The 12,761-nt window shown below is 51.2% G+C and carries 10 protein-coding genes; all 10 read right to left on the bottom strand.

What is annotated here, in order from left to right:
• Positions 1–1,199: contractile injection system tape measure protein (locus ABD07_RS07160; RefSeq protein WP_160817726.1), on the bottom strand; the 1,199-nt coding region annotated here is incomplete at its 3' end.
• Positions 1,200–1,203: 4 nt separating this feature from the next.
• Complete coding sequence (locus tag ABD07_RS07165; RefSeq protein WP_160817727.1) at positions 1,204–4,317, bottom strand: hypothetical protein; 3,114 nt, start codon at positions 4,315–4,317, stop codon at positions 1,204–1,206.
• Entirely contained in the window at positions 4,304–4,633 is a 330-nt protein-coding gene (locus ABD07_RS14695; RefSeq protein WP_164502783.1) for a hypothetical protein, read from the bottom strand. The genes ABD07_RS07165 and ABD07_RS14695 overlap by 14 nt, the downstream gene beginning before the upstream one ends.
• Entirely contained in the window at positions 4,634–5,461 is an 828-nt protein-coding gene (locus ABD07_RS07170) for a hypothetical protein (protein WP_160817728.1), read from the bottom strand.
• Positions 5,434–9,282, bottom strand: a complete 3,849-nt coding sequence (locus ABD07_RS07175; RefSeq protein WP_160817729.1) for a baseplate J/gp47 family protein — start codon at positions 9,280–9,282, stop codon at positions 5,434–5,436. The genes ABD07_RS07170 and ABD07_RS07175 overlap by 28 nt, the downstream gene beginning before the upstream one ends.
• Before the next feature lie 13 nt (positions 9,283–9,295).
• Positions 9,296–9,718 (bottom strand): GPW/gp25 family protein, encoded by a 423-nt coding sequence (locus ABD07_RS07180; protein ID WP_160817730.1) that lies wholly within the window; start codon positions 9,716–9,718, stop codon positions 9,296–9,298.
• Positions 9,719–9,733: 15 nt separating this feature from the next.
• Positions 9,734–10,033 (bottom strand): PAAR domain-containing protein, encoded by a 300-nt coding sequence (locus tag ABD07_RS07185; RefSeq protein ID WP_160817731.1) that lies wholly within the window; start codon positions 10,031–10,033, stop codon positions 9,734–9,736.
• A 50-nt stretch (positions 10,034–10,083) separates the two neighbouring features.
• Positions 10,084–11,874: a type VI secretion system tip protein VgrG gene (gene vgrG / locus ABD07_RS07190; protein WP_160817732.1), complete on the bottom strand. Its 1,791-nt coding sequence runs from the start codon at positions 11,872–11,874 to the stop codon at positions 10,084–10,086.
• A gap of 8 nt (positions 11,875–11,882) precedes the next feature.
• Positions 11,883–12,584, bottom strand: a complete 702-nt coding sequence (locus ABD07_RS07195) for a CIS tube protein (protein WP_160817733.1) — start codon at positions 12,582–12,584, stop codon at positions 11,883–11,885.
• Entirely contained in the window at positions 12,585–12,749 is a 165-nt protein-coding gene (locus tag ABD07_RS07200; protein ID WP_160817734.1) for a DUF5908 family protein, read from the bottom strand. It abuts the gene before it with no gap.
• Positions 12,750–12,761 lie beyond the last annotated feature (12 nt).

A 12,761-nucleotide genomic window follows, 5' to 3' on the forward strand; every position in this document is an offset into this window, starting at 1 on the left:
TGCCCCCGCTCCGCTGCAGCCGCAGCACGCTCGACAGCAAAGTCTGCGTCGATCAGTTTTGCCTGTTGCAACGCCGCTATGATGCGAGAATACAACGCTTCATGCACTACCCGAGTTTGTTTTGCTTCAGCGGGTTGTGCAGTGATCTCCGGATATTGCTTCTCTGCTTCCCCGCGCTCGCTTTCTGTCCCTTTTGTCTGGTTTTGTGCAACTTTCTGATCGTCACTCCGGCGCGCCGGCAAGACTGAGTGTTCCGTGGCATCCGCATGTGGATTCCGTGCATAGACATCTTCCATGGTCAGTAATGCGTCATGCAGCAAGCTGCCGGTTTTCCCTGCTTTACGAAACTGCGCGGCAAATTGGCGGATTCTTTTCAGCAGGGAGAGCGATTCTCGCGCTTGCGGCGGCGCAATTTCCCGCACCAACCGGTCCAGCAAAGTCACCCAGCCATCGGCAGGCTGGCCGGGTTGCAGCAGCGTCGCCAAGAGCTTTTCCCAGGCGGCATTAACCGCCTGTGTTTGGGCGGATGGCATGGTATCCGTGTCTGACATTGCCCGTTGATATAGCCGCAGGAAATCCAGCAGCGGAAGCGCATGATCCGGCGTGATGCGGCTTAAAACATCCTCCAATGTATGTCGTGGAAACTGCGAAACCAAGCGGTTAATCACTACCATTCTTTCCGCCGGCGGCAAGCGTTTGAGCAAATGCACCCAAGCTGCGCTGGCGCTGTGCTCCAGCAGTATTTGCTGTAGCATTTTTTCGTGCGCATGCCGGTCCGCGGTGTCCATAGGCCAGGGCATCCGGCCCGTCAGCAAAAAATCCTGTATTTCTTCCAAATCCGTTTGGATCTTAATCAACCGCTGGACCGGCAATTGCGCTGGCAACGTCTTGATCGGCATCGATCCGGATTGCACAAAATTGCTTTGCATCGCGCGCAGCTGGTCACTCAATTCCTCCTGCACGCGCTGAATCAGTCCGGTATAAAAATCCGCACCGGTAATATCGCCCAGGTCAATTTCCACCCGATCCAAGCGCCAGACCGCATCGGTTTCATCGAATGCATCCAGGATTGAATCGATGGCGGGCAGCAGCTCCGCTGTCAGGAAAGCAGTCATTTCCGGCTCGTGCTCATTGGCTAACGAGAGAGAATCAAACGAACAGTCAAAAATAAATTCATCAATGCGGTGCGCTCTCGACATAGTATTAAAGCCAGCATTCACAATCCGCTTCTCCTCTGTTCTTCAGCAGAAAAGAGACTATTCGTTCCGATGCTCTGTTTAATGGCTTGAAATCATCCTGCTGATTGAGGTTCGCCTGCTGCAGACAAAACAACCAGGTTTTATAGCGTTGCTCGAAATCCTGCATAGGGACAAAGTCGAACCAGTAAAACTCGGGGAGAATATGCGCGGGAAGATTCTTGATCACCGTTTCCTCGGCAAATTTGCGGAATGCCGTATTTGCAAACCTTGCCGTCCAGGATGGAAAAATCACGCTCACGCGGAAATCAAAAAAATCTTCAGTGCCGGGGATACCGTTAGCAGCATCTCCCCCCCGGGGCCGCAGCAGCACATGCTCGATCATATGAAAACTCTCGCACGCGATATTCAACTGTGTAATCGCGCTGCAGAACTCATGCGCGTATCGCACCGCTTCATCTCGGTTGCGTTTGCGGCTCAACGGCCACAAGCGGGCATTTTGTCCGGACTTCAAACACACTGCGGTATATTCCCTGGTGCTGATCAGCCGGAAATTTTTTATCTCGACAGCATCCTTAAAAACACCGTAACCAAACGATGGGAGCTTTGCGGGAATGGCAATTTGTGCAAATTTTTCTGCCTCGAATACGACCGGAATCGCGCGGCCTTCGATTTCCTCCGGTAAGAATTGCACACTGTCCGCCAGAATCTGATCGGGAATCAGGCGGCTGCTTCTTCCGGTGAGAACATCGGTAATCAACGTAATGCGATCGAATGTCTTCAGTCCCAGCAGAATACTGATGCGTTTATGCGCACCGGCGAGATTTTCTTCCAGCTCACCATGGTGTGCGTGCCATACCGGCTTCAGGTAGTTAAAACCCTTCGCCCGGTCGCGCGTGATTTCCCTGATGCATTTCAGATAATTGATTTTGTTCTCGATCACCCACTTGCCTTGATCGGCGCGCCGGTAACAATCGAATTGCTGCAATGAGCGTTGCGGATATTGCTCGCCGTACATCGCCAATACCGTATCCAGCGCGCGATTCCTGCGTTCGGTAAAGCGATCGTAATGCGCCAGAATCTTGGACAGCGTAGTCCGGCTATGTTGATTGCCATCCGCATACAGCGATTCGATGCCGGAAATATTCCGGTTATCGAGAAATTGGGAAAAATAGGACTGCTGCAGCCCCGAATCGAGCGAAAATAAACGGGGCATTTCTTGCAGATGCTTCAAGTAATCCGCCATCAATTGCTCGTACGGAAACAGGTATGCTTTGAGCTGCTTTGCCTTTGCTTTCACTTCGGGCGATTCCGACTGCGGAATACCGTAGCGGTTAATTCCGTAAACGGCGGGGAAATGATTCTGAATCGAATAATAATCGGGCGAAACCCGCCGCTCCCCTTTGGGCAGCGGAATTAAATGCGCAAACGACGGGCGGTTATTTCTAAATGCGTGGTATGCAAAAATTAATTTTTTCAGTTCCAGACGCGTTTCTTCCAGCAATGCTTCGTCTTGCGCATTCTCGTAGGGTGTAAAGCCCTGCGCCTTGCCGTCATGATTCTTGCGGCTCACATCCTGGGGAAGCACCAGCCGCAATAATTGTTTCGGCTTGCCGGATTTAGGAAAACACAAATCGGGGAAAACGTAGCGCGATGAGTCATAGGAAATACTGGTGTACTTCTTGTTTTCCTGGTCAATCAGGTACAGATCGTGCACCTTGCTCACACCATCGATTTGACTGATCAAGGTAATCAAATCGACTACGCTGAGAATCTCCTCCGCGCCTTCAAAGCACCGGTCGCTGATAAAACCGTGCTTTGTCAGCGGGCCGGAAAAAACCTGCTCGTAATTGCCTGTCTGGCTCAGAATCGATTCATAGCGGTCAATCTGAATGCCGGAAGAAATGTAGTGGGCGCATTGCAGGAAAATTTCGGCATAAATTTTGGCGCTATTGTGGGCCGGTTGTATTTCGATCTCACCCGCCAGAAAATAGGGCACCGTATGGATAATCTCGACGCGATGAATATCTTCGCAAAGATTGCGATGCGCGGCAAAAACAGAGTGGATCTTTTGTATGACCGCCTTTTCATCGAGTTTCCCGGCACTTTGATCCGGCGTATCAATTTCCGAAAACAAGCCGTCGCCGATTCCCGCTAATATTTTATCCAGTCTGGATAACACACTCCCGAAGCGCGACAACGGAATGACCAGCTTTGTCAGCAACTCGCCGCCATTGGCTATCCAATCGTCCGGGTTTGATTCGATCGCAGCCAGAATATTTTTTAACGCATCGTTGAGTTTCGCGTAATGAAATACCGCATCCAGTTTGAATAACACTTCGTTCAACCGTACACTCAAATCCGTGCTGAGCGATGAGTCCATCATGACCGACCAGATCGAGCCGACCTTGCTCCAGATAGCGTCGACATTCGATAAACTCGAATCCAGCTGATGCAGAATACCGCTTATTTGCTCAGCCAATTGCTCGGATGCCGGTAACGGCAGATCAATATCCGCCGCGAAATCGTGCCCTCGTTTCAAGTTCTCGTGACAAGCATCCAGTTGATGGCCGAGTTGATCCAGAAGCGAGCGAACTTGCTCCGAGGCGGCATTGATCCGTTCCAGCTTACCGGACAGTTCGCTCAGACTCTCGCTTTGCTTGGATGTATCCGCCCGGCTTTGAATCAGCTCATCGTCAAGCTTCACAAATACGGTGTAAAGACCGTTGGCTAACGCATTCTCTTCCGTCGCGCCGGGTTCGAGCCAGACATAATCGATTTCCGGAATGGCGTCGTAGAGAATTTTTTGATAATCGATTCCGGTAACTGCGGCGCTGGGAAGAATTTCTTCCGGCGAGTAGAGTGCTTGCTGCTGATAATCGATCGTTCCTTTTTCACCGGTCAAATAATCCGGAACGGTAAATCCGGAACAGTAAGACAGATCGGTCAACCCATAGCAGAGCTGTTCCAGAATCGTGACGCCGGGATCATGCAGGTTATAGTCGGTCCAAATGTCACCGGATAATTCCTGCACCTTACCGATGGCTTCCTTGCGTAACGTTTCAAAATCCAATCCATCGGGATCGATCCGGATACGCGGTATTTGCTCAGAGGCCGGCATACTCTTGCGAAGCTGCGAATGAATGCGGGTTGCTCAGTTGAGCCTGGATTTGCTGATTTAAACCGGTCAACAATGCATGGACGCGATGATAAGGCAAATTCCCCAATGCCTTGATCGCCAGTGACAGTTCCGCTTCGGCAAACACAAAGCGCTGCGGTTCCTGCGGCGCGATACCCGGAGCAAACAATTCATTGGCTTGCTGATTTAACTTGCCGATCAGTTCGAATACGGATTTGAACGGCAGCTCGGCCAGCGCTTCCAGCAGCAGATTACCTTCCTGCAGATTCAAATGAATGACTAACATGCGCGCGGACATTTACTTGTCTTCCTGTCTTTTGCGTAGGACCTTGGGATACGCCGATTCCGGCTCTTTTTCGCTTTCATACATCACCGGGTCATACCATAACCGGGTAATGTAATAATTCACCCAGATCTTGTCACCGTATGACGATTCCACCCGAAGCTGCAGCGTGTATTCAAAGTTCTCGATATTCGCGCCGCGTTCCCAGCGTAATTCCAGGCGATTGCACTTGGCGCCATAGTGCGCCTGATGATAGGTGATGTGGCTCTTGTCGTTATAGGCGTTGAGCGCAAAAGCATGCATCAAGGCATACTTGCCGTCGGCATCCTTACCGCCGACACCGGCCATCACCTCAAACGCCTGACAGCCCGTCAGCGTTTCAGTGATATCGTGCCAGTTTCCATCGGCGGGTACCGGCAGTTCTCCGCGCCGTCCGACTCTGCCATGCGAAGCGATCGTACCGGCGACATCCAATTCAAAGCGGGGATTGTCGGTATTGATACCGACACCGGCTTTTACCGCATCGCCGGACTCGGCGCTGCTGCCATCGGTGCTTCGCAATGTCAGAATATGCGGGTTATTATTATTGCCGAAGCTCAAATTTCCCGTTGCTTTATCGATACCTGCAGACCATATGGCGCTGAGCGTCGCCATGTTCTGATAAAAACTCATCAGCTTGCCGTCGCCCAACTGAAAAATTTTCAACCCTTCTTCGGCTGTTTTCTCGAATCCATCATCAATCAGATTCAGCGTCGAATCGATTAAATCGGCAAATGCCACTTCAGAAGGCATCCTGCCATTCTTGAATTTGGCTTCTAGTGTTTTTCTATCTTTTCGCGCCATTTTTCGTCAGAAATTATAAAAGTACTGCCAATTTCGAGTTCGCCGATGCCAGTCATTTCCGGCTCGATTAAATCGTAGCGATCGTCCATCTCGATAAAATGCTGTTTGATTGCCGCCACGATACTCCAGGGGTATACCGGAATAATATCTTTCACTTCCGAATCCTCCGGTTTATCCGCGCTGTCAAACAGATCGAAATAGTCTTCGCCCGCCGGTGCAATGCGCAACATCGAAAGATTGGTGACACGATCGACATAATCGAGGCCCTGGATAAAAGACTGAATATCATGTTTACTGATCATCCAGCCAAAGTGACGTGTATACCCCACAGTCTCGTTCCACGGCGACAGAAAATCTGTTATCGCCTGATTCAATCGCTCCAGATACATACCGGCCAGTAAGGGATTTTTCAGTTTGACCGTGCAGCGCACCTGGATGACTTCGTACACCGGGTTGATGATATGCGCGGTCACAAAAGGCGGCACATACTGGTTGATAAAATCCTGTATTTCTTCAATCAGGTGACCATTCAGCAGCGGTTTCTGCGTGACGCTTTCATTCTGCGCAAGATAAGGCACCACTACAATCAGCACATGTCCGGGACTGAAGCGCTGCTTGATAACAAAATCAGGATTCATGCCGGGAAAACACTTCACCTTATAAATTTGCGGAAACTGCTCCAGTATCAGCAGCTCATAATCGGCCGGCAGCAATGCGCGCTTTTTATGCCTCAACCGCTCGCTGACACGAATGCGCAGATGAGCGCGGTCTTCCGCCAAACGGCCGCCAAAAGAGGGTTGAATTTGCTTGACGGCGCCTACGCCCGGAATTGATTTGCGCGCACGCAACACCGCACCGGCAGGCAAGCGGATGGAATTGCCCGGCACGGTATCCTGCTCCAGATGCCGGCTGGCTCTTAACGCCTGCGCATGAATCGAATACAAACTGCAAAATTTTTCCAGATCGTGATCGGACGACACCCGCAACCAGGATAATCCGGCCGGTAATACGGTATTGTCCTGGGAAACATCCGCCGGAATATTCAACGTGATGATTCCCGATCGCATGAACCGCTGCGTGGAGTCGGATACGATTTCTTTAGCGCTGAGCGGAAACCATTGGTTATCCGCCAGATAAAACCACTGCATTTCCTTCAGCGAATCAGCCTCTACCGGCAATGAGTTCTCACGCAAATAAAAATAAAGCGTAATCGCACCGCCGCCGGTCAACCCTTTCAAGCCAATCAGCAGATTCCCGGAATGGAGAAATTGCGGCAATAAATAATTGGCTAGATCGGCTCGCACAGTGACATTCTTCCACCCCAGCGGATGCAAATAAATCATTCTTTCCCGCAGCGCTGCAACGCAGTTGGCTTCTTCCTTGCCCATGATCATTTGCGCAGAAGCTTTATAGTTGACTGCGATGGATGTAATCATCGGTGTGTACGGCGGATTTGGCACGCGTTTAAGAAACTTGGCATGTTTCTGCTTAGCGTTGAAAGTCAGTACATTAGCCAATGCCGTGGGATAATCGCGATGACCGAATGCTTGCCCCGGCCCCGTCAGGGTGAATTTGAAGAAACCGCGATGGGTGGAGGGCGTGTAGCCGAATTCTGTCAAAGCATTGCGATATTCAAAAGGACTCCAATAGGAAATGACCGGTGCGCACGACAATTTACGGTACGCGCTAACTTCACTGCCGCCATCCAAACCGGCTTTAATTTGAAAAAGGGAACTGACAACCGCCGCTTTGGCATTCTCCGGCAGCCATTTGCCATTGGACAATACCGTTGTGCTGACGCGGAAGTCGGTATCGTCGAATGTTTCATAACCCTGGTAATGGGTTTTAAAACCGCCGATACCGGCAGGTAAACCGCCCCACTGGATCTCGACGTTGAAATCCGATAGTTGCTTTCCAGCTGCTTCCGGGCATCCCACGATCAGATACGAACCAACCTCCGGCAACGGGCCAAACGGCGCAAACGGCGCGAGCGGGGATAATTGTCCGATGTTATTGTGCAATTGCACCATGCGGCATCCTTCCACCGCAACATCGATGCGGATCCGGTCCAATTCGAGCTTGCTCAGAATCCCATAGGGATATAAGTAGCTCTTGGGATTCAAAACCAATCGCACCACAGGCAATCCGGTTTCATAACCTTCGCCGTGAATTTTGCAGTCGTAGGGAACGACCGCCGGAAAGTTTTCCGGCAGGAAAAAAGTAAGCGTCAGGCTGTTTTCTACTTGTTGCTGCTCAATACCTGAATAGGATGGCAGATATTCCGCGATCTCCCGCCACCCGTCTCCGGTCGACAAGCTAATGATGAAGATATCCCGGAATGTTTTAAAAAAAGCTTGCTGTTCGAGAATCGGCGTTATTTCACCGGCACTGCCGGACGGCTGCATGGTTGCCGCGATTTTCTGGATCCATTGTTCCAGGGTGATTGTATTATCATCTCCCTGTCCAGCGGCGTATTTCATGTGAATAGAGACCGTCCGGCGTCCTTCTTGCAGCCACAGCGCCTTGCTGGCCAGCGCGAATCCGATGCGGGCATGCTGCACCAGAGCGGTTTCTTCACCTTCTTTCGGCGCCCCGAATAAGGGGTATGCCGGGAGATTTTCGCCGTTGAGCACACTATCGCCGCTTAAAACCGGCACGTCATTTAACCAGCCGCCGGTAGGGATCTGCCGGGTGATCTCACCCGCTTGATCATTCAACACGACCGATTCGTTCAAACCATTCTCGGGAAAATTCAACGGATCGCGCTTAAAAAATAACGTATGAATAGCGCTCACCGAGGCATCGTTTATCAAGACATCGTCGTCAGCGGTATAAACAATGTCCTGCTTGTTTTCATCCTTGCCCGCGAGAAATTCCGTTCCTTTCGGTATCAATACGGTGTGATTCTTTTTGTTCGGAACGAGCGCCAAATAAACATGATCGGGTGTGAAACCGCGCGGCTGAACTTTGAGCACCTGGTCGTAATAAAAATCGACATAGTTCAAGGTGAAGCGATTAATTTTATTGTGCAGTTTCTGAAACAGCTGCAAGAAGGCAAGCAGCAACCCCGCAGCGGGTTCGTGATCCTTGCTGGTTAACGAAACGGACAATAATTTTTCCGCACTGCCTTGCACCATTTCAATGGCTTTGACGAACGCATAGAAACTGGACCGGATCGGAACGGCATCGGCCACATCGACCACCGCATTGGCGTGACTGAGCGTGGTTTCTTCCGTCACCTGCAACAATGCCATCAAATCGCGGGAGAAAATCATTTCGAGTGTGTGATGCGAAACATACTCAACCAAATACTGCCCAAGCACATCGATATCTTTCCTGAGTCCGGTAATTACGCTTTCCAGCACCTTGCGCAATTCGACACCAATAGAATTTTTTGTCCGCGCCAGCAATTGCAGCCACCGGTCCAGCAACCTGAGCGCGGTATAAGACGACATCATATGCTGGCCGATTTCTTTTGCGGATAATGCACGCAATGCCTTTGTCAATTCATCGTCAGCCGTAATGCTCTGAGCGGCAGCGCCGGTCATCAGCTTATCCAGATCGACAGCCAGAATGGTGGCAATCACAACCGTCTCGTCCAGCGAGAAAAAATGCGTCCAGGTTCCGTCTTCCCGATTATTCAGATTATAAAACTTCATCACTTGCGCATATTCAACCAGCAGCGCCAATAAGGTGTGAAAACGCATATCGGCGACGTTGAAATAATCCTTCTCCAACGCCGGCAATAATCTTTTTTCCTGATTCTTACCGTCGCTGATGTGCAAAAGATAATGTGTTGACCAATCGGTGCGCAGCTTCATTCACCCAGAAACTTTATAATTTAACATTCGTACCTTCAGTGAAATAAAACGGGTACACGATATTGTGACGGTTATTCGTGGTCCGCACGATGTAGGTAATATCGATCTTGATCAGACCATTCAAGATGTCTTCACTGTTACCGGAGTCCACCCGGATATTTTCCACCACAACCCGAGGTTCAAAAAAAAGGATGGCGCGCTTGATCAGATCGACCATGACGGTTACTGCGGTTTCGTTGATCTCCTCGAAGACCTGACTTTTCAAACCGCAGCCGTACGTGGGTTGCATCACGCGTTCACCGGGATTGGTCGACAAGAGAACATACAGGCTTTCATGGATATCCTCTTCAGCCGACACCGTACGCATCGATCCATAATGCCCGAACTCGGGCGGAAATCCCCAGCCGGTACCCAGAAAAGATTTATCGGTACTCATCGTCTCGTTTCCCTGTCAACCGCCGATCATCACCGTCGGAAAACCCAGCACGATGGTGCCGCCATGCGCCGTCGTGTCGCCGATTCTGGCAGCCGGACGGTTGCTGATCATGACCGTCGCCGAGCCTTTCACAATACTGTCGGGCGGCCCGACGCAAACGCACATATCGCCCACCACCGCTGCCGGCATGTTGCCGATCAGCACATTGGGCACGCAGGGCCCGCTAATGGGGCCGCCGACATGGGGAATGGGCGGAACACCCGGTGTTTGCATCGGACAAGTATGCATGTCGGTAATTCGTGCTGCCGGTGGCATGGCTAAACTCCTGTCAAAAAAAGATTAAAATTCTGAGTGTTCAGCGCCGCTTAATTGATCATCACAATAGCGCCTTTTACCGTGGTCTGGCCGCTGGCCGACAACTCGGCCGTGGCGTTGCCTTTGGCGCTGAAACCAACATTGGCTTGATGATTGATATTCAGTCCCTGATTCTTAATATCCGCTTGCGCCGTCAATTCGATATTGCTCACCGCATCGATGGTTACCTTGCCCTTGGCGCTGATCTTGATGTCTTTCGGGCTGTCGATAGTAATTCCGCTGGAATTGAGCTCGATCTTGTTGGAATTCTGGTCTTGCAGCAGAATCGATTTCTGGTCATCGCTGATGACGATCTTGTTATTGCCGGGTGTGGTCAGGGTAATGACCTTTTTGTCGTCGTCGTATTCGAGTTTCAGCTTACTGCGCGTCACCACGGCCTTGGTGAAATTATCGGCAGTCAATTCGTAAGGCATTTTCTGTTTGCTGCTGTACAAACTGCCGAGAATGACCGGATGCGAAGGATCGTCGTTGAAGTAACCCAGCACCACTTCGTCGCCGATTTCCGGAATAAAGAAAGCGCCGATGCCGTTGGAACCGTAAAAACTGGCCAACCGTGCCCAGACACCGTCGGTTTCCGCCTGCAAAACCGGAACGGATACCTGGATCTTGTATTGCCCTTCCGGATCGGCATCGAGCTTCTTCACTACGCCGACTTGTAAACCGTTCACTCCGGGCACAAAACCGGAAGTGAGCGGCGCTTCGGTTTTATACTGCTCGGTAAACCATTGCGACGGCATGCCGAACTCGATCTCCGTCACCCAATTGCCCTGTTTGATGTCCTGTTTTACTGCCGTGACCAGCACATTGCCGTTAAAGCGAGCGCCCACGCCTTTCAGTTCGACCAGATCGCCGATTTTCACCTTGGCGCTGCCCTGAAACGCCGCATAACCTCTAATGCGCGCCAAACCCGACTTTATTTGCTGCCCCTTGGCCCAATCCGTTAGCACGGCATTTTCCAGCGGTGCATCGGTTTGCAAGCGGAAATAATCCGGTGCGGCCACACTGGCCAAATCCGCAGCCTTGAGATTGCCTTGGCCGGTCAATTCTTCAGGACTCGCTTGCGCTTCGAGCACGGCCTGACTGGTTAGGTCCCAGGCAATCCCTTTGACCACAGAGAATTGCGAGGCTGCATCCAGATCCGCGCTAAACGCCATCAAGTCGATGCCATAGGTCAATGTCAAAACGGCGCTACTATCTGTTTGCGGCGCTTTGACGCTGACTTTGCCGCTGTCGACAGTCACCAGAAAACCATTAACCTCCGCGCGGCTCAGCAGGTAATCCCAGTCGGTACAGTAGTATTGCACCAGTTCCTTATAGCTGGTCGTTGTGGCGGTAACATCGGAACTCAGACCGCTGTATGCGCCGATCAGCTTGCTGATAATGTCGCTATCCTTCGAATCGACGAAATTGGCATTCTTGCGGCCGACAGTCATGGCAACCGCGCTGTCCTTACACTGCACGATCAAACGGGAAAAATTATCACCGTCTATTTTTATGCCATGCTTGATGACAACGCCTTTGAAAACGGCGCTCATTTGATTGGCATAACCGGCGTTGATGGTGATTACCGCGCCGGGTTTAAAATCATCGGCGTCGCTGACCGGAAAATTGTTGTCCGGCATATCCCCATCCAGCAAGACGATCCTGGCGCTGGGAATTTTATTGACCCCGTACATGATCTCCACCGAAACGACTTGAATGGTATCGGCTATGGCATTGCCATCACTCTGAATAGTCACCGATACGACACCGGTGCTGCCCGTTAAGGGGGAATCCGCCATGGTCAACCTTAGTTCAATGGAGGGAACCGAAGCTTGGTTCCCGGTTTTAGATTACGAAAATCCGTCAGATGATTAATCTTGGCAATGTCGAGATAGTAGTTACAATCCTGATAGATCCGGTAACACAGCAGCGGCAAAGTATCCCCCGCTTTCACTTCGAGCAAATGCGTCAAATCCGGGGATTCTTGCGCTGCTTCCTTGGATATCTCCTCTTTGCTTTGATATTCGACAAAGGTCAGTGTCACTTTGGCGCGCAATGGCACGCCACTAGGCTTGAACAAGGTGTAGTCGAATTTCAGTGATTCCACCCGCCCGTAGAAAAGCAACTCCCCCCACTTCACCTGCACAATCGGGGTTTCGTGTTTGGTACCCCGGTAGCGGTACACCACATCCTTCAATAATTCAATCTGATCCTTGACCGGAACAGGATCGCTGAGCACGGAGAGTGGATTGGCCGAGACAGCCCCGGTGGCATCCAGTACCAGCTCCTTGAGCACAAATTTTTCCGGATGGCTTGCGTCAAACTTGGTTTCGGTTCCCGGTTGCCCCAGCACCTTGTTTTTTGAGTAGCTCAACTTAAACGTTTGCTCATAACCGGCGGGATTGATCATGGCTTCAAATTTTTGCTGCGAGCTATCGACACTGATTTTGCCGTTATTCACGGCGCAGGGCGAAATCGTCAAAAGCGCCTTGGCGCCGCCCAGGGGCATTTAGCGTTCCCCCTGTTCGCGCAGCAAATCCGCGATCATGCGGCGGCATTCCTCCAGCACGTCTTCTTTCAACAACCGGTGCTCTTCGGATAAATCGAGATCCTCGTTCCCGGTGCGCTGCACGATATTGGACTTGATCAGCAGTTGTTTAATCTCTATCGCCATAGGGTGCTCTTA

This window comes from Nitrosomonas oligotropha, from assembly GCF_009833085.1.
GTDB classification, from domain to species: domain Bacteria; phylum Pseudomonadota; class Gammaproteobacteria; order Burkholderiales; family Nitrosomonadaceae; genus Nitrosomonas; species Nitrosomonas oligotropha.

Bases quoted from the DNA above. Each gene is read 5' to 3' on its own strand.
- ABD07_RS07165 (WP_160817727.1), bottom strand. From the start codon at position 4,317: ATGCCGGCCTCTGAGCAAATACCGCGTATCCGGATCGATCCCGATGGA.
- ABD07_RS14695 (WP_164502783.1), bottom strand. From the start codon at position 4,633: ATGTCCGCGCGCATGTTAGTCATTCATTTGAATCTGCAGGAAGGTAAT.
- ABD07_RS07170 (WP_160817728.1), bottom strand. From the start codon at position 5,461: ATGGCGCGAAAAGATAGAAAAACACTAGAAGCCAAATTCAAGAATGGC.
- ABD07_RS07175 (WP_160817729.1), bottom strand. From the start codon at position 9,282: ATGAAGCTGCGCACCGATTGGTCAACACATTATCTTTTGCACATCAGC.
- ABD07_RS07180 (WP_160817730.1), bottom strand. From the start codon at position 9,718: ATGAGTACCGATAAATCTTTTCTGGGTACCGGCTGGGGATTTCCGCCC.
- ABD07_RS07185 (WP_160817731.1), bottom strand. From the start codon at position 10,033: ATGCCACCGGCAGCACGAATTACCGACATGCATACTTGTCCGATGCAA.
- vgrG (WP_160817732.1), bottom strand. From the start codon at position 11,874: ATGGCGGATTCCCCCTTAACGGGCAGCACCGGTGTCGTATCGGTGACT.
- ABD07_RS07195 (WP_160817733.1), bottom strand. From the start codon at position 12,584: ATGCCCCTGGGCGGCGCCAAGGCGCTTTTGACGATTTCGCCCTGCGCC.
- ABD07_RS07200 (WP_160817734.1), bottom strand. From the start codon at position 12,749: ATGGCGATAGAGATTAAACAACTGCTGATCAAGTCCAATATCGTGCAG.